The organism is Pseudomonas sp. NBRC 111131 (assembly GCF_001320525.1).
In the GTDB taxonomy this organism is placed as follows: Bacteria; Pseudomonadota; Gammaproteobacteria; order Pseudomonadales; family Pseudomonadaceae; genus Aquipseudomonas; species Aquipseudomonas ceruminis.
Genome location: NZ_BCBH01000002.1, coordinates 213,161 through 229,599, shown reverse-complemented (window position 1 = coordinate 229,599; position 16,439 = coordinate 213,161). Strand labels below are relative to the sequence as shown.

General features: G+C 63.4%; 14 protein-coding genes. 2 read left to right on the top strand and 12 right to left on the bottom strand.

Annotated elements, in window-relative coordinates; translation table 11 throughout:
• Positions 1-42: 42 nt before the first annotated feature.
• Genes APH34_RS03145 through APH34_RS03115 form a run of 7 tightly spaced genes read right to left on the bottom strand, consistent with a single transcriptional unit; the run spans position 43 to position 6,560 of the window.
• Positions 43-1,086 (bottom strand): ABC transporter substrate-binding protein, encoded by a 1,044-nt coding sequence (locus APH34_RS03145; protein WP_054899714.1) that lies wholly within the window; start codon positions 1,084-1,086, stop codon positions 43-45.
• The gene (locus APH34_RS03140; protein ID WP_054899713.1) at positions 1,083-2,219 is read right to left on the bottom strand and encodes an FAD-binding oxidoreductase; all 1,137 of its coding nucleotides are present in this window, start codon (positions 2,217-2,219) and stop codon (positions 1,083-1,085) included. Before APH34_RS03140 ends, APH34_RS03145 begins: the two co-directional genes overlap by 4 nt.
• On the bottom strand, positions 2,216-3,574 hold the full coding sequence (locus APH34_RS03135; protein ID WP_054899712.1) for an NAD(P)/FAD-dependent oxidoreductase: 1,359 nt from the start codon (positions 3,572-3,574) through the stop codon (positions 2,216-2,218). The genes APH34_RS03140 and APH34_RS03135 overlap by 4 nt, the downstream gene beginning before the upstream one ends.
• A complete protein-coding gene (locus APH34_RS03130; RefSeq protein ID WP_054899711.1) occupies positions 3,571-3,861 on the bottom strand; it encodes a (2Fe-2S)-binding protein in 291 nt (96 codons plus the stop codon). The genes APH34_RS03135 and APH34_RS03130 overlap by 4 nt, the downstream gene beginning before the upstream one ends.
• 14 nt (positions 3,862-3,875) lie before the next feature.
• Entirely contained in the window at positions 3,876-4,670 is a 795-nt protein-coding gene (locus APH34_RS03125; protein ID WP_054899710.1) for an ABC transporter permease, read from the bottom strand.
• Between the two features lie 4 nt (positions 4,671-4,674).
• Complete coding sequence (locus APH34_RS03120; protein ID WP_054899709.1) at positions 4,675-5,544, bottom strand: ABC transporter permease; 870 nt, start codon at positions 5,542-5,544, stop codon at positions 4,675-4,677.
• Positions 5,541-6,560, bottom strand: coding sequence for an ABC transporter ATP-binding protein (locus tag APH34_RS03115; protein ID WP_054899708.1), 1,020 nt, complete (start codon positions 6,558-6,560; stop codon positions 5,541-5,543). The genes APH34_RS03120 and APH34_RS03115 overlap by 4 nt, the downstream gene beginning before the upstream one ends.
• Before the next feature lie 248 nt (positions 6,561-6,808).
• Here APH34_RS03115 and APH34_RS03110 point away from each other — a divergent pair, with 248 nt between their 5' ends.
• Complete coding sequence (locus tag APH34_RS03110; RefSeq protein WP_054899707.1) at positions 6,809-7,636, top strand: IclR family transcriptional regulator; 828 nt, start codon at positions 6,809-6,811, stop codon at positions 7,634-7,636.
• On the opposite strand, the gene APH34_RS03105 is transcribed toward APH34_RS03110, so the two are convergent.
• Positions 7,633-9,348, bottom strand: a complete 1,716-nt coding sequence (locus APH34_RS03105) for an NAD(P)H dependent flavin oxidoreductase family protein (protein WP_054899706.1) — start codon at positions 9,346-9,348, stop codon at positions 7,633-7,635. The genes APH34_RS03110 and APH34_RS03105 overlap by 4 nt on opposite strands.
• 90 nt (positions 9,349-9,438) lie before the next feature.
• Between APH34_RS03105 and APH34_RS03100 the strand changes: the two genes are divergently transcribed.
• Positions 9,439-10,935, top strand: coding sequence for a PLP-dependent aminotransferase family protein (locus APH34_RS03100; protein ID WP_054899705.1), 1,497 nt, complete (start codon positions 9,439-9,441; stop codon positions 10,933-10,935).
• Between the two features lie 42 nt (positions 10,936-10,977).
• On the opposite strand, the gene APH34_RS03095 is transcribed toward APH34_RS03100, so the two are convergent.
• From APH34_RS03095 to APH34_RS03085, 4 genes are all read right to left on the bottom strand, one after another.
• On the bottom strand, positions 10,978-12,831 hold the full coding sequence (locus APH34_RS03095; RefSeq protein ID WP_054899704.1) for an ABC transporter ATP-binding protein: 1,854 nt from the start codon (positions 12,829-12,831) through the stop codon (positions 10,978-10,980).
• Between the two features lie 293 nt (positions 12,832-13,124).
• A complete protein-coding gene (locus tag APH34_RS29185; protein ID WP_156358052.1) occupies positions 13,125-13,274 on the bottom strand; it encodes a hypothetical protein in 150 nt (49 codons plus the stop codon).
• Between the two features lie 69 nt (positions 13,275-13,343).
• On the bottom strand, positions 13,344-14,801 hold the full coding sequence (locus APH34_RS03090) for an amino acid permease (RefSeq protein WP_054899703.1): 1,458 nt from the start codon (positions 14,799-14,801) through the stop codon (positions 13,344-13,346).
• A gap of 239 nt (positions 14,802-15,040) precedes the next feature.
• Positions 15,041-16,432 (bottom strand): aspartate aminotransferase family protein, encoded by a 1,392-nt coding sequence (locus APH34_RS03085; protein ID WP_054899702.1) that lies wholly within the window; start codon positions 16,430-16,432, stop codon positions 15,041-15,043.
• Between the last annotated feature and the right edge of the window lie 7 nt (positions 16,433-16,439).

The window sequence follows — 16,439 nt, the reverse complement described above, 5'->3', positions numbered from 1 at the left end:
TGCCGGAACACGCGTTCCGGCAGCGGGATTGCCTGGCTTGGCCTAGCGCTCGATCTGGCGGTTCCAGCGTGCGTTCCATTCCGGGCGCACGGCATTGACCTGATCCCAGTCAATGGTCACGGCCGTCTGCAGGTAAGTCTGCATGGCTTCGACCTGGCCGCGGGTTTTGTCGCTGGTCGGTGTGTTGGGGTTGGATGGGATCTGGTCGCCCAGCTCCAGGGCAGGTGACTGGGCTTCAGGGCTGAGCAGAAACTCGGCGAGCTTCTGTGCCAGTTCCGGCTGGTCGTTGTTGGCAACCACGCACTCGGCCTGGTTGAGCACCACAGCGCCTTCCTTGGGCGCAGCGTACTCCACTGGAATGCCTTTGAGTTTCAGCGCCGTTACCTGGGTCGGCGTGAGCGGGAACAGCGCGGCTTCGTCGGTCTGCACCATTTCCGACAGCTTGGCCGAATTGGGAATGTACTCCAGCACGTTGGGGCCAACGCTTTTCGGCCAGGCGCTGAAGCCTGGGTTGACGTTGGCTTCGGTGCCGCCATGCAGGCGGTTGAACATTAGAAAACCATGCAGGCCGAAGGTCGAGGACGACATCGACTGGAACACCACCTTGTCCTTGAAGCGCGGGTCGCTGAGGTCGCCCCAGGAGGTCGGGGCCGCCCAGCCTTTTTCCTTGAACATCCGGCTGTTGTACGCAAGCCCGGTGACGCCCAGGCTGACCGCAGCGGCTTTGTCCTTGATCAGGGCTTTTTCCGGCAACTGGGCGAGCATTGGATTGGGCTTGAGGGTGCTGCACAGGCCCATGCCGATGGCGCGGTACATGATGCCATCATCGAGCACCATCACATGAATCGATGGCTTTTTCGGCGTGGCTTGCACCTTGGCGAGAATGTCGGCGGAGGTCCCCGGAACGATCACCACTTTTACCCCGTTGGGCTTCTCGAACTTGGGCAGGATGTTGTCGGTGAACAGCCGCTCCATGGTGCCGCCATTCATGCCCAGGTACAGCGTGGGCTCGGCCGCAGCAGGCAAGCTGGCGAACAGGCCGGGCAGGGTGCAGAACAAGGCGAGCAAACGTTGCTTGTGGGTCATGACAGGTTTTCCTTATGGGGGTGGGAACACTGGAAACGCTTGATGGAAAAAGCCGCCAGGCAGATGCTGGGCGCGCCTGACAGAATGCATTGGGCCAGCGCTTCGCCTGCGGCGGGGCCAATCTGGAAGCCGGCACCGGCGAAGCCGAAGCCATGCAGCAGGCCGGGTTGGCTTAGGCTGGGGCCGAGCACCGGTTCGTCGTCGGGCAGGTAGCCTTCGGTGCCGCTCCAGGTGCGGATGGCCTGGGCGCCGGCCAAGGCCGGGTACAGCTCGGTGGCATTGCGCAGAATTTCGAGCACCGCGGCCTGGCCCGGGCGCGCTGTAGTGGGGGTCAGGGCAAAACCGCGGCCACCGCCCAGCACACAATTGCCGCGCGCAACCTGGCGGGCATAGATGCCGCCGCCTTCGACCCCGGTACTGGCGGTCATGAACAGCGGCAATGGCTCGGTCACCAGCATGGCCGGGTGGGCCGCGGTGAGGGGCACCGGCTCACCAAAGCGCTCGGCCAGTTGCGCCGACCAGGCGCCGGCGCAGTTGAGCAGCCAGGGTGCCTTGAAGCTCAGGCCGTTGCTGCAATGAACGCTGAAGCGTTGGCCGTCGTGGCTGACCTCGACCACGTTGCATTGCTCATGCACCTGAGCGCCGCTGGCCCGGGCCGCCTGGGCAAAGGCGGGTGACACCAGGCGCGGGTTGGCGTGGCCGTCTTCGGGGCAGTACGAAGCGCCCACGGCAATATCGCCCACCCACGGGAAGCGCTGGCGCAGCTCAGGGCGCTCAAGCAGTTGCAACTTCAGGTCAAAACCCTGGGTGCGCTGGGCGTAGGCCCTCAGTGCCGCAAAGTCGGCTTCGCTGCGCGCAAGCTTCAGGTGGCCGCTGCGCACATACTCGCCGTCGATGCCAATCCACTCGCGCAATTGCCCCCAGAGGGTGTGGGCACGCGCCGACAGCGGCAGTTGGGCCAGCGATCGGCCCTGGCGGCGAACCCCACCATAATTCACGCCGCTGGAATGCGAGCCGCAGAAGTCGCGCTCGATCAGCGCCACCTGCTGCCCGCCCCGGGCCAGGGTCAATGCGGCGCTGCTGCCAACGATGCCACCGCCGACGACAATGGCGTCCACTTCAATGGGCTTCATGGCTTGATCTCCAGGCCAAAGGGCAGGGGCTTGACCGGGGCCTGGCCACGCAAACGGCCGACCTGATCCAGCGGGCGGCCACTTTCGCAGGCAATCAGTTCGGCCGCGGCGGCGCCGCACACGCGGCCCTGGCAACGGCCCATGCCGACCCGGCACATGGCCTTGACCCGATTGATTTCCCAGTGACCGGCGCGCACCGTGTCACGGATTTCGCCGGCGGTGATTTGCTCGCAGCGGCACACGGTGAGGGAGTCCGGAGTCTGCCTGGCCCACTGCTGGGGGAAGGGAAACGCTTGCTCCAGACCCCGGCGAAAGTGCTGCAGGGTGGCCAGGCGACGTTGCAGGTGGCGCTGACGCCGCAGGTCGATGGGCTTGCCCAGGTCGGCCAGCAGCGTCAGCGCGGCAAGCTCCCCGGCCATCTCGGCGCCATCGGCACCGAGAATGCCGGCGCCGTCACCGGCCAGGTACACGCCGTCGCTGCTGGCCCGCCCCTGGGCGTCACGGACCGGTAGCCACGCACGGTTGAGGGCGTTCCAGGCGAATTGGCAACCGAGCAGGTCGGCCAGTTGCGTTTCACTGCGCAGGGCGTGGGCGAACGCCACGGCGTCGCACGCCAGTTGCTGCGCGCGGCCACCCTGGGACCAGCGCACGGCGCTGGCCCGCTGCGTGCCCTCAATGCCCAGCAGGGTCACACCTTGATGCACCGGTATGCCCTTGAGGGCCAGCCAGGCACGGTAGTACAGGCCCTTGGCGAAGGTTGCCGGTTGCAGCAGCAGGTATGGCAAGGCGCGGGCCTGGGCACTGAACGGCGAGGTGTCGAGCACTGCGGCAACGGTGGCACCGGCCTTGGCGTACTGGTAAGCCACCAAGTAGAGCAGCGGACCACTGCCGGCCAGCACCACCCGTTCGCCGATGGCGCAGCCCTGGAACTTCAGGGCGATCTGCGCAGCGCCTAGGGTATAGACCCCCGGCAGCGTCCAGCCGGGAATCGGCAACACGCGGTCGGTGGCACCGGTGGCGATGATTACCCGGTCAAACGCCAGGCGGTCGGCCACCTGGCCCTGGTGCAGGGTGTCGAGCACGGGGTGCTCGGCGTTCCACACGAGGGTCTCGGGGCGGTAGTCGAGCTTCCCGTGCAACTGTTCAAGGGCCGTGTGCAGCGCCTGGGCCTTGGCGGCCTCGAAGCCATAAAGGGTCTTGGCGCTGCGGCGAAAGTGAGCCGGTTGCTGGCGGTAGATCTGGCCACCGCCGCGACTGGCTTCGTCGAGCAGCACCGGGCGTACGCCATGGGCGACCAAGGTCTGTGCGGCGCGGATGCCGGCAGGGCCGGCGCCGATGATGACGATTTCACTCATGCTTGGCGCCCCGGATCACGGGTCACGCACTGGCCCGGCTCGAGAAAGGTCGAGCAGGCCCGCACCCGGCGGCCATCCTCCAGGCGTACCCAGCAGTCCTGGCAGGCGCCCATCAGGCAAAAACCCGCGCGCGGTTCGGCGTTGAAGTCGCTGCCCCGCAAGTGGTCGGCATTGGTCAGGATGGCGGTCAGCAAGGTATCGCCGTTCATGCCCTGGGCGGGTTGGCCGTCGAGCATGAACGGCAACGGCTCGCGGTCGTGTTCGGCCACGCGTTTGAACAAAGGCATGCAGGAACTCCGTGTCATTGCTTGCCCACCAGTACCCGGTCCAAGCCATACACGCGGTCCAGCGCGATCATGGTCAGGGCGGTGATGGCGATCACCAGTGCCGAAACGGCTGCCATCATCGGGTCGATGGATTCGGTGGCGTAGACGTACATGCGCACCGGTAGGGTCTGGGTGGCTGGCGAGGTGATGAAGATCGACAGGGTCACTTCGTCAAAGCTGTTGATGAACGCCAGCAGCCAGCCGCCTGCCACTCCCGGCAGAATCATTGGCAGGGTGACCTTGCAGAACAGTGTGACGCGCCCGGCGCCCAGGCTCTGGGCGGCATGCTCGGCGCTGCGATCGATGCCAATGGCGGCGGCGAGCACCAGGCGCAGGACATAGGGGGTGATCACCACCGTGTGGGCGAACACCAGCCAGGCGAAGCTGCCGTTGACCCCCAGCAGGGCAAACAGCCGCAGCATGGCCACGCCCAGCACCAGGTGGGGAATGATGATCGGTGACAGCAGCAGGCCATTGAGAAAGCCCTGACCCGGGAAGCTGTAGCGGGTCATGGCCAGGCCCGCCGGCACGGCGATCAGGGTCGCCAGCGTGGCCGCCAGGGCCGCGAGCTGCAGGCTGTTGTAGAACGCTTTGATGAAGTCGGCACGCTCGAACACTGCCGTGAACCAGCGCAGCGAGAAGCCGCTGGTCGGCAGGCTCAGGGTGTTTTCCGGGGTGAAGGCCACCAGACACACCACCACCAGCGGGGCGAGCATGAACAGGACCACCAAAGCATGAAAGGACAGGGCCAAAGGGCCGTTGCGGGTCATGGGCTCAGACTCCAAGTGTGCGTTTGTAGCGGCGTTCGACCAGCCGGTTCCAGCTGAGCATCACCAGCAGGTTGATCAACAGCAGGGCAATGGCGATGGCAGCGCCCATCGGCCAGTTCAGTTCGGCCAGGTATTGGTCGTAGATCATGGTGGCGACCATCTTCAGGCGACGCCCGCCCAGCAGGCCGGGAATGGCGAAGGAACTGGCCGCCAGGCCGAACACGATCAGGGTGCCCGACAACACGCCGGGCATGATCTGTGGCAGCACGATGCGGCGGAACACCGTCCACTGGCTGGCGCCAAGCGACAAGGCTGCCTGTTCGGCCGCCGGGTCGAGCTTTTGCAGGGAGGTCCAGACCGGAATGATCATGAACGGCAGCATCACGTGGACCAAGCCGATGACGACCGCAAACGGTGTGTACAGCAGCTTGACGGGTTGCCCGCCCAAGGCCGTGATGGCCTGGTTGATCAGCCCGTCGGCCCCCAGCAGCAGGCTCCAGCCGAATGCGCGGACCACCACGGAAATCAGCAGCGGGGTGAGTACCACGATCAGGAAGATCGACCGCCAGGGCGCGGCCATGCGGCACAGCACCATGGCCTCCGGGATGCCGATCAGTACGCACAGCAGGGTGACCAGGGCGCTGATCCAGAAGGTGCGCAAGAAGATCTCGTAGTAATAGGTGTCGGTCACCAGGCTCAGGTAATGGCTGAGGGTGTACTCGCCGGCCTGGATGCCGGTGGTGTAGTCGAACACGTTGAACGACAGCAGCAAGGTCAGCCCAAGCGGCATCACCAGCAAGGCCAGGAACAGTAGCAGGGCAGGGCTGCTCAGGCCGTAGCCCCAGGCGCTGCTGCGCAGTTTTGCATCACTCATGCTGCAACCTCGCCAGCATCCAGCACGCGGACCAGCGCATCGTTCCAGTCAAGGCTGACCTGTGTGCCTTCTGCCAGCGGTGAGCTGCCGTCGTTTGCCCGCACCACGGCCAGGTTGCCCAAGGCGGTATCGACCCGATACAGCCACTGGCTGCCGAGGAAGTAACGGCAGCTGATGCGGCCGTCGAGCTTGCCGCTGCCAGCCGCGCCGAAGGTGATCTTCTCGGGGCGCAGGCTCAAGCTCAGCGGGCCTTGAGCGGCCACCTGGGGTTGCCCGCCAGGGCCTGGCACGCCGCGCAGGCGGTTGGCCTTGCCGACGAAATCGGAAATGAACGGCGTGCCGGGGTGTTCGTAGAGGTTGTACGGGTTATCGACCTGGGTGATGCGTCCTGCCTCCATCACCACCACGCGGTCGCTGATCGACAAGGCCTCGGCCTGATCGTGGGTGACCATCAGCGTGGTGATGCCGACTTCGTTCTGGATACGGCAGATCTCGAACTGCATTTCTTCACGCAGGTGCGCATCGAGGTTGGACAGCGGTTCGTCGAGCAGCAGCACGGGCGGCTCGATCACCAGGGCGCGGGCCAGGGCGACGCGCTGGCGTTGGCCGCCGGACAGCTCACGGGGGTAACGCTCGGCGTGCTTGTCCAGACGCACCAGCGCCAGTGTCTGATCGACGCGCCGGGCGATCTCGGCATTGGCGACCTTGCGCATGCGCAGGCCAAAGGCAACGTTGTCGCGCACGGTCATGTGGGGGAACAGCGCGTAGCTCTGGAACACCACACCCAACCCGCGGCTGGCCGGCTTGGCATGGGTGATGTCGCGGCCGTCGAGCACGATGCGCCCGCTGGTGACCTCGACGAAGCCAGCAATCATTTGCAGGGTGGTGGTCTTGCCACAGCCGGAGGGGCCGAGCAGAGAGACGAACTCGCCTTTTTCGATGGCCAGTGACGAACTGGCCACTGCCTCCATCGCGCCATAGCGCTTGCAAAGCTTGTCGATCAACAGAAAGGTCATGGCTGTGCTCCATCGCAAACGGAACCGGGGTGAACCGGAAGTTTCAGGGTGGGCAGAGCGCCAGCGGCGAAAAGCAATGCTAATCGGACGGTGGCGCTCGCTTCTGTGGCGGCGGCCGATGTTGTGATATCGCCCTATGGACCGGAGAGTAGGGCAAAGCTTAGGATGGCGACAAAGGGTAATTTCACTGAGTGACTGATATTTTAAAATTATTCCACTGAATGAAATTTGAGCGGGTATTGCGAAAAATGGATTCCGATAATCGAAATGACGCTGTGAAGGAAGTCGGTGTCAGTGCAGTGTCCCGGTTGTTCGCCGTGCTCCGGGCGCTGGGCGAGTGTGGTGGCGAGGGCGAAAAAGTCAGCCAGCTGGCGCAACGGGTCGGCCTGGCCCAACCAACCACTCACCGGCTGCTGCGCAGCCTGATTGACGAGGGCATGGTCGACCAGTGTGCGACCAGCAAGCGTTATCGCCTGAGCCTGGATTTCTTTGCCCTGGCCGCCAAGGCCGGGCAGGCCGGCAATTTGCGAGATGTGGTGCGCCCCAGCCTGCTGCGCCTGTCGGCGTCGCTGGGGGACTCGCTGTTCCTCCTGGCCCGTTCGGGCTTCGACGCTGTGTGCCTGGACCGCAGTGAGGGGCCTTATCCGATCCGCACCTTCACCGGAGACATCGGGGGCCGTGTGGCTTTGGGGGTGGGGCAGGGCAGCCTGGCCATCCTGGCGTTCCTGCCGGAAGAAGAGCGTGACGAGGTGATCCGTTACAACCTGCCACGGCTCAAGGATTTTCATCACTACGATGAAGTGATGCTGCGCGCCGAAATCGACAACGTGCGCAGCCTTGGCTACGCCGGGCGCAATACCGGCGTGCTGGACGGCATGGCAGGCCTGGCGGTGCCGATCCTCGACCGCAACGGCCACGCAGTGGCCGCGCTGAGCGTGGCAACCATCAGCGATCGCCTAGGCCCCAACCGGATGCCGACCGTGGTGGCGCTGCTCAAGCGTGAAGCGGCGGCCATTGGTGAGCGGGTCAACCCGTTCGACCCGGTTTTGCGCCGGCCGTCGCACGTGTTTGGCTAAGCGGCGTGACCGCTGGACGCAAGGTGGTGTGCCGGGCCCCTCGGGGTTGAAGTGGGGCCGATCAGAATATCTTCGAAGAACGCCCCGACCGGCTCGGTGGGATGACACAGCTGAATCTCCAGCACCCAGACCATCTCGCTCGGCACGATTTCAAGTTCGGCCAGCTTGTCCTGCCCGAACAGGGCATGGGGGAAGTCGGCGATGCGATGCCCGGCCAGGTTGCGCTCAAGGCACCAGCCTTTGGCCAGGGCGCTGCGCTCGGCGACGTCATACAGCTCACGGCCCGTCAGCCCCGTGTACCAGGCTTGACGCGTCTCGTCGAACACCTCGTGCAGCGCCTTGACGCAGGCGTGATACAGCGGGTGCTCGCCGAACACGAAGGTGTCGCCATAATCGCCTTCGTAGCCATCCCACACCGGCCCCAGGTCGACCACGGCAATGTCGGTGGCGCGCAGTCTGCGCTGCAGGTCGATGCCTTGGCGGGGGGTACGCACCGTGTCGTCACCGAAGCGAATGTAGGTCGGATGCCAGGTGTGCGATGCGCCCATCGCCTGCAACGTCTGGTCGGCGAGCTGCAAGGCTTGGGCAGTGCTCATGCCGACCTTGAGTTGGCTCGCGATGGCGGCCAGGGCCCGGACGGACTGTTCGCGGGCTGCGAGCATGCCGTCGAGCGAATAGCGCGGGCCGACTTTTTCCAGCAGCGGGTCCAGCGTTTGGCAGGGCGAAGCAACGGGCTGCCGAGTACCGCTGGAAACGAACGCCTCGGCGACAAAGCGGTGGGGCTGCACGCCGGCTGCCAGGCACAGGTCGCGGGCCTGGCTGATCATGGCGCTGTTGCCGCAGGCGTAGACGTGGGCCTCTGCCCAAGGGTGGGCGTGCGCCAGTGCCACCTGCTGCACGCGTGCGTGCGCCGACAGCACCCGGTGCCAGCGAAACCGTGGAGTGGCATGGCTGGTCTGGTCGAGAAACGCTGCGTCGTAGAAGTCGCCAAGGGTCGCGCCGCCCCAATACAGGGTGATCTCGGCATCGCGCGCCAGCGCCGTCAACAGTAACGGCTTGATGCCGGCATAGCCGGTGCCGGTGGCGAGCAGCACAACGGGCTGTTGGTCCTCGTGCTGCCAGGTGCAGGCACCCACCGGCCCTTCGAGGTCGACCGGGTCGCCCACTTGCAGCGTCGGCAGGATGCCCTCGGAAAACAGGCCGCCGACGACTTTGCGAATATGAAACACCAGCCGCCCCTGGTCCTGGGTCGGCAGGTTGGCGATGGAGAAACAGCGGCTGTCGCCGTCGCCGAGGCGGAACCTGACGTACTGGCCAGGGCGCACCACGAGGGGCTGCGGTGCCTGCACCACCAGTTCGATGATATCGACGCTCAGGGCGCGCTTGCTTAGCACATGGGCGGTGATGCCCAGCGTCGGCGTGTCCAGCGACCAGCCTGGGATTTCCAGGCGCATGTCGCTGCAGGCGTGGTTCTGGCACAGCAGCAGTTCGTTGGCCGCGAGGGGGTAGGAGGGCGCCGGGGTGTCTGCAGTGCGCTGCTTTGCCCGATACTGCCCCGACAGGACCTTGACCTTGCAGGAGCCGCAGGCGCCGCGGCGGCACGAGAACGGCACCGGCAGGTCACTGGCGAGCATTGCATCGAGCAGCAGTTCATCCGTGGCCTCGAAGGCCTTGCCGGCGGGCGATAACTCAATGACATGGCGTTTTTGCATACACACCTCAGGGAGCTGGATTCAGGCTCGGGAGGTGTGATTGTTGCGGTAGACTAGGACCACAAGAACCTCCAGTTCTGGATAATTCACATGGTCCAGCTTCGCAAATGGCGGCCGTTGCTCAAGCTCGACGAAGCCCAGCCGCAGGCTTCGTACAGAAAGATCGTCGAAGGCTTGGTCACCGCGATCACCGAGGGCCGTCTGCGCCCTGGGACGCTGTTGCCCGGCACGCGGGAAATGGCGCAGCTGCTCGATGTCAATCGCAAGACGGTGATCCTCGCCTACGAGGAGGCTGTGACCAAAGGCTGGCTGGAAAGCGTGCAACGCCGCGGCACGTTCGTCAGCACCCAGCTGGCCACCGGCGCGGTCGCAGCCCGCAGTGCACTGCCGTCATTTGCCCTGGCGTTGTCACAGGCACCTGCCGTCGCGTATTTCACGGCGAGCGAGCAAGCTGTTGAACTGCAACATCAGCCAGGCGCGCTGTTTTTCGATAACGGTGCCTGCGACCATCGCCTGCTGCCCCAGGCCGTGCTGCATCGCTACTACCGCAATGCCCTGCGCAACAGCTTCACCACCAACACCGTGCGCCATGGCTGCGACGGCAGCAGCCAGTACCTGCGCAGCGCACTGGCAGACATGTTGCGCCATAACCGCAGCCTCAATGTGGGCGCAGAGCATATCTGCCTGACCCAAGGCGTGCAGATGTCGCTGTACCTGACGGCCAGCGTCTTGCTCAAGCCCGGTGATGTGGTGCTGGTCGAACGCTTGAGCTACCCCCCGGCGTGGGAGATTTTCCGTCAACTGGGCGCTCGGTTGGTGACTGTGGACCTGGATGAGGAAGGTTGCCGGGTCGATCAGATTGCCCCGTTGTGCCGACAGCACAACGTTCGCATGATGTACCTCACCCCCCATCACCAGTTCCCCACCACGGTGAGCCTGCATGCCGGGCGCAGGCAGCAGTTGCTGGAGTTGGCGAGGGTGCATGATTTCTGCGTGATCGAGGAAGATTACGACCACGAGTATCACTTTTCCGGGCGCCCCTACCTGCCCTTGGCCAGTGACCGGTCGCAACGGCATGTGATCTATATCGGCTCGCTGTCCAAGTCCTTGGGCAGTACCTTCCGGTGCAGCTTCATCGTGGCGCCGCCGAACGTGATCGAAGTGCTGGAGCGGACGGCGGTCCTGACGCTTGGGCAAGGCGATGCGGTGATGCAGCGCATGCTGGCCGACCTGATCAACGATGGCGAGTTGAAGAAGCACTTGCGTCGGGTTTCCACGGAGTACCGCCGGCGCCGGCAAACCTTGCTGGACTGCCTGCACGAGGCTTTTGGCACCCTTGTATCCGTGCAGGAGCCCGAAGGAGGGCTGGCGTTGTGGGTGAAATTTGCCGACTCGATCGACGTCGACCAGTTGGCGGCCAAAGCGCTGGAACTGGACTTGGTGGTGCGCGGTGGGCGCCTGTTTTCGCCGGACGGGCACCCTGAGAACGCCTTGCGGCTGGGCTTCGCGTCGCTGGATACGGACGAAATACGCCGCGCCACCCAGCGCCTGGCCCAAGCGGCCCGTGCCATCGCCCGGCAGGGTTGAGGCGGTGCCGGCGTTATCCCGTGGAGGGAGGCGCCACCGGTTCTACTCCATGGTCTCAACCACTCCCTGGTCTTCACCCAGGAACCCACCACTTTGATGCTGCCACAGCCGCGCATAGGTGCCGTTTTTCGCCAGCAGTTCGGCGTGGGTACCTTGTTCGATGATGCGTCCGTCATCCATGACGATCAGCCGATCCATCGCCGCGATGGTGGACAGCCGGTGAGCAATGGCGATGACGGTCTTGCCCTGCATCATCTCATTGAGGCTTTCCTGGATGGCCACCTCAACTTCCGAATCCAGCGCGCTGGTGGCCTCGTCCAACAACAGGATTGGTGCGTTCTTGAGCATGACCCGGGCGATGGCAATGCGCTGGCGTTGGCCGCCGGAAAGCTTGATACCGCGTTCACCGACCAAGGTGTCATAGCCGCTGTGGCCTTGCCGGTCGCTGAGCTGGCTGATGAAACCATCGGCCTGGGCGTTGGCCGCAGCGCGGTGGATTTGCGCCTCGGTTGCCTCAGGGCGGCCGTATGCGATGTTGTCGCGAATGGAACGGTGCAGCAGGGAGGTGTCCTGGGTGACCATGCCGATGGCGCTGCGCAGGCTGTCTTGCGTCACGTGGGCAATGTTCTGGCCGTCGATGCGTATTTCACCGCTGTCGACATCGTAGAACCGCAACAGCAAGTTGATCAGCGTGGACTTGCCGGCACCGGAACGGCCTACCAGCCCCACTTTTTCGCCGGCGCGGATGGTCAGGCTCAGGCCATCGAGCACCTGGCGTTCACCGTTGTAGTTAAAGCTCACGTTGTCGAAAGCCACCGCGCCGCCGGCGGTCTTCAGCACGCCCGCGTTCGGCACGTCCTGCACCTTGGGGCCACGGGTGAGCGTGGCCATGCCGTCCTGGACGGTGCCGATGTTCTCGAACAGCGACGTCATCTGCCACATGATCCAGTGCGACATGCCGTTGATGCGCAAGGCCATGGCGGTAATCGCCGCCACGGCACCGGTGCCGACTTCGCCCTGGTGCCACAGCCACAGGGCGTAGCCACCGGCGCCAAGGATCAGACCGACCACCAGCGCCTGGTTGACGATCTCGAACTGGCTGACCAGGCGCATCTGGCGCAAGCCGGTGAGTTTGAAGTCCTCCATTGCCGCCCGTGCAAAGTGCGCTTCGCGTTTGGAGTGCGAGAACAGCTTTACGGTGGTGATGTTGGTGTAGGCGTCGGAAATGCGCCCGGTCATCGATGAGCGCGCGTGTGCCTGTTCCTGCCCTACCTGGCCCAGGCGCGGCACAAAGTACAGCATGGCCAGCCCGAACAACGCGACCCAGGCAATGAAGGGCAGCATCAGCTTGAGGTCGAAGCCACCGGCCAGCGCGATGATGGCGATGAAGTAGACCCCGATGCCGGGGGCAATTTCGATGACAGTGAACAGCACTTCGCGTACCGCAAGCGCCGTTTGCATCACCTTGGTGGTGACCCTGCCGGAAAACTCGTCGGAGAAGAACGACAAGCTTTGCCGCAGCATCAGGCGATGAAAGTCCCAGCGCAGCCGCAGCGGCAGATTGATCGCCAGTACCTGGTGCTGGACCATCGTGCGCAGGGCGACCAGCCCGATGCTGGTGAGCAGTACGATACCGATGCCCCACAGCACGCGGCTTTCCTGCCCCGTGGCGTCGCCGCCGGCCTGCCAGGTGGAGAGCAGGTCCACCACCTGCCCCAGGAAGGAGAACAACCAGGCTTCATAAACCGACACACCGGCACTGAGCAGCGCAAGGGCCAGGATGTAACCACGGGCACCGCGTGTGCAGGCCCACAGGAAACGCAGCAGGCCAACGGGTGGCGGTGGTGCCTCGTCGGGCGGGAACGGGTCGAGGCGTTGTTCAAAGGCACGAAGCATTGTGGTCTCCGAAAGGGGGCAACTTTCGTTTGCGGGCAATTGGGGGGGCGATGGTCAGGTTTAGGCCGCGGCTGCACGATAGCCGTTCAATCAGATTCAGGGCGGCCACAGCGCATGGCGGGGCAATCCTGTTGTTGTGCGAATAGCGTAGAACCCTGCGTGGCGGCACCAGGAGGCGCTGGTAGGTGCATTTCGCTGAGCGCCATACCGCCAACGATACAGCGATTGGCTCGTGAAAGCCCTTGATGCTGGAATTGCAGACGCAACTTGGCCAGGCGCCTGCGGTTGATGCGCTACAAGTAATGCTGGCGCCTGGTGAGGCGTGGCGTCTTCAACTTCGACGAGTGCGCATATCGCGGTGCAAAGGCATCGATGATATCGGTGTCCTGGTCGATCAGCGTGTTGAGGTCGAACACGAAGGTTTGGTAGCGGTGGGTGTTCATCGTGCAGGGGCCCGGAGACGGCAATCAATGCCTGCGCGCCTATCGAGGGGCGCAGGCGCACAAGGGGCGTCAGGTCAGCTCTACGGTGCCTGGGCCACGATAGCGTTGCACCTTGGCCTTCAGGGTCTTCTTGTAACTCAGCGCATAGACGGCTGTCAGCCATAGGAACCACAGCGGCATGACTGACAGTGCCAGCAAGGTGTCTGGTTGCAAGGTCATGACCCAGACCGTGAAGCCGAAGAACACCAGGCAGCACACGGACGCGACGATGCCGAAGGGCATCTTGTATCTGGACGCTGCATGCAGGTCAGGACGGCGCTTGCGGTAGATCAGGTAGGCAACCAACATCAGCGACCAGATGAAAATCAGCAGTACTGCAGCGACGGTCGATACCAGCGTGAAGACTTTCATCACCTGGGGAATGACGATCAGCAGGCTGATGCCGGCACCAATGCAACCGCAGGAGAACCACAGGCTGACCCCCGGCACCCTGGATTTCGTGGTTACGCCGAAACGGCCGGGTGCCTGCTTCTGGCCGGCCAGGCCAAAGAGTGTGCGGCTGGTGCAGAACACCGCGCTGTTTGAGGCAGAGATGGCAGAACTGGTAAGCACCAGGTTCATCAGCGCTGCAGCGATCGGCAAACCGGAGACGATGAACAGCTGAACGAACGGGCTGTTGTCTGGCGAAATTTCCTTCCAGGAACACACGCCGATAATGCAGGCAATCGACAGCACGTAGAACACCATTACCCGCAGGGGCACTGAGTTGATTGCTTTGGGCAAGGTCTTTTCGGGGTTTTCGGCTTCGCCTGCGGTAGTGCCGATCATCTCGATGCCGGCAAATGAAAAGAGTGCGATCTGGAAGCCGGCATAGAAGCCCACCAGGCCGTTTGGCAAGAAGGCATCGGGGTCGAAGAGATGACCGAGAGAGGCGGTAACACCGTTGGGCATGACGTGATGGGTTGCGATCAGGGTGATGCCGCCGACGATGATGAAGATGATCGCCACAACCTTGATCAGGGTGAACCAGAATTCCATTTCACCGAATACCTTGACGGTGATCAGGTTGAGGGCCAGCAGGGAGAACAGTAGCGCGAGGGCTGGAATCCAGGCCGGGAGGTGCGGATACCAGTACTGAAGATAGGCACCGATGACCAGAAAGTCGATCACCCCTGCGACGATGTAAGTCAGCCAATACGACCAGCCGATAAAAAAACCAGCCCAGGGGCCGATGTAGTCGGAGCAGAAGTCCGCGAAGGTCTTGTAGTTCAGGTTGGAAAGCAACAATTCGCCCATGGCACGCATGACGAAAAACAGCACGATACCGATGAGTAGATAGGTCAGGATGATCGAGGTACCGGACATGCTGATCGTCTTGCCGGCACCCATGAACAGGCCTGACCCGATAGCGCCACCAAAGCCAAGGAACTGAATATGTCTGCTCGAGAGCCCGCGATCGAGGTTGGAGGACGAGGTTGCTGGGGGAAGATGAGGCTGGGCATTGCTAATCTTTTTAGTGTTATTCATTAGCGTTTCCATCGTTTTTTTGAAGTGTTGCCTGCCAGCGGTTGGGCATGCTGGCGCCTGGCGCCCAATTGGGAACGTGTACGGCGCAAGTCAGGGGAAGGAGGGGCTCTGTACACCTGCTAGATCGTGAACGCGAGGGCAAGTGCAGGGCCCTTGCCAGGCGAGGGCCTTGCGCTGCGTGATGAAAAGGCCGGTGGTTCAGCACAGGCCTTTCATTGGCATGCTTCAGTGGACGCGGATCAGAGCTTCAGCTCATCGAGCACGCTGAGTACAGCCTTGTGCGCGATGTCGATGATCTGGTCGACTTCAGCACGGGTGGTGACCAGTGGTGGGGCGAAGCCCAGGATCTCGCCGTGTGGCATCGCACGTGCGATCAGGCCCCGATCGCGTGCAGCTTTTGAAACGCGCGCGCCGACTTTCAGCCCAGGGTCCAAGCGTTTTTTGGTGGCAGGGTCTGCGACGAATTCGATGGCTGCCATCAGGCCAACCCCGCGTACTTCGCCCACGATAGGCAGCGAGCCGAAGGTTTCCTGCATGGACTTCTGGAAGTATTCGCCAACGTTGCTCACATGGCCTGGGATATCCTCTCGCTCGACGATATCCAGCACAGCATTGGCCGCTGCCACGCCGATCGGGTGCCCCGAGTAGGTGTAGCCGTGGGAGAAGGCCCCCACCTTGTCTGCACCTTCTTCCATGACTTTGTAGACCTTCTCGCCAACGATAGAGGCGGAAAGCGGTGCATACGCCGAGGTCAGGCCCTTGGCGACCGTGATCAAATCGGGCTCGATACCGTACTTGTCGCAACCGAACATTGCACCGGTACGGCCGAAGCCGGTGATGACCTCGTCGGCGATCAGCAGGATGTCGTACTTTTTCAGAATCGGCTGAATCGCTGCCCAGTAACCGGCAGGGGGAGGGGTGATACCGCCAGTGCCCAATACCGGCTCAGCAATGAACGCACCGATGGTGTCCGGGCCTTCGCGCAGGATCAGCGCCTCCAGTTCAAGAGCGCGGCGTTCGGAGAACTGCTGCTGCGACTCGCCTGGTTCAGCACCCCAGTAGTGATGCGGCGCACCGGTGCGCAGAATGCCGGAAACGGGCAGGTCCATGTAGTCGTGATAGAACGACATGCCAGTCATCGAGCCTGCCACCACTGAGCAGCCGTGGTAGCCGCGATCACGGGAAATGATCTTCTTCTTTTTCGGCAACCCGCGCAGGTTGTTGTAGTACCAGACCAGCTTGGCCTGGGTTTCATTGGCATCGGAGCCCGACAGGCCGTAGAAGACCTTGCTCATCCTGCCCGGCGCCATCTTCACCAGGCGGTCAGACAGGCGCGCCAGTTCGTCGGTCGTGTGCGCCGCGTAGGTGTGGTAATAAGCCAGCTTGTGCGCCTGGCGGGCGATGGCCTCAGCCACTTCAGTACGGCCGTAGCCGATGTTGGTGCAGTACAGGCCGGCAAAACCGTCGATGTACTCGCGGCCGGTGGCATCCGTGATGCGGATGCCCTTGCCCGTTTCAATGATGGTCGGATCACCGATCTTGCCGGTGGCAAAATCCTTCAGGTGGGTGAACGGATGCAGCACGGCGCCCCGGTCCTGGGCAGCGATGAGGGCAATATCTTGTGTGTTCATTGTTGTT

Excerpts from the sequence above, each read along its gene's own strand:
- APH34_RS03120 (WP_054899709.1), bottom strand. The coding sequence starts at position 5,544 with ATGAGTGATGCAAAACTGCGCAGCAGCGCCTGGGGCTACGGCCTGAGC.
- APH34_RS03085 (WP_054899702.1), bottom strand. The coding sequence starts at position 16,432 with ATGAACACACAAGATATTGCCCTCATCGCTGCCCAGGACCGGGGCGCC.
- APH34_RS03115 (WP_054899708.1), bottom strand. The coding sequence starts at position 6,560 with ATGACCTTTCTGTTGATCGACAAGCTTTGCAAGCGCTATGGCGCGATG.
- APH34_RS03140 (WP_054899713.1), bottom strand. The coding sequence starts at position 2,219 with ATGAAGCCCATTGAAGTGGACGCCATTGTCGTCGGCGGTGGCATCGTT.
- APH34_RS03145 (WP_054899714.1), bottom strand. The coding sequence starts at position 1,086 with ATGACCCACAAGCAACGTTTGCTCGCCTTGTTCTGCACCCTGCCCGGC.
- APH34_RS03110 (WP_054899707.1), top strand. The coding sequence starts at position 6,809 with ATGGATTCCGATAATCGAAATGACGCTGTGAAGGAAGTCGGTGTCAGT.
- APH34_RS03135 (WP_054899712.1), bottom strand. The coding sequence starts at position 3,574 with ATGAGTGAAATCGTCATCATCGGCGCCGGCCCTGCCGGCATCCGCGCC.
- APH34_RS03095 (WP_054899704.1), bottom strand. The coding sequence starts at position 12,831 with ATGCTTCGTGCCTTTGAACAACGCCTCGACCCGTTCCCGCCCGACGAG.
- APH34_RS03105 (WP_054899706.1), bottom strand. The coding sequence starts at position 9,348 with ATGCAAAAACGCCATGTCATTGAGTTATCGCCCGCCGGCAAGGCCTTC.
- APH34_RS29185 (WP_156358052.1), bottom strand. The coding sequence starts at position 13,274 with ATGAACACCCACCGCTACCAAACCTTCGTGTTCGACCTCAACACGCTG.
- APH34_RS03130 (WP_054899711.1), bottom strand. The coding sequence starts at position 3,861 with ATGCCTTTGTTCAAACGCGTGGCCGAACACGACCGCGAGCCGTTGCCG.
- APH34_RS03100 (WP_054899705.1), top strand. The coding sequence starts at position 9,439 with ATGGTCCAGCTTCGCAAATGGCGGCCGTTGCTCAAGCTCGACGAAGCC.
- APH34_RS03090 (WP_054899703.1), bottom strand. The coding sequence starts at position 14,801 with ATGAATAACACTAAAAAGATTAGCAATGCCCAGCCTCATCTTCCCCCA.
- APH34_RS03125 (WP_054899710.1), bottom strand. The coding sequence starts at position 4,670 with ATGACCCGCAACGGCCCTTTGGCCCTGTCCTTTCATGCTTTGGTGGTC.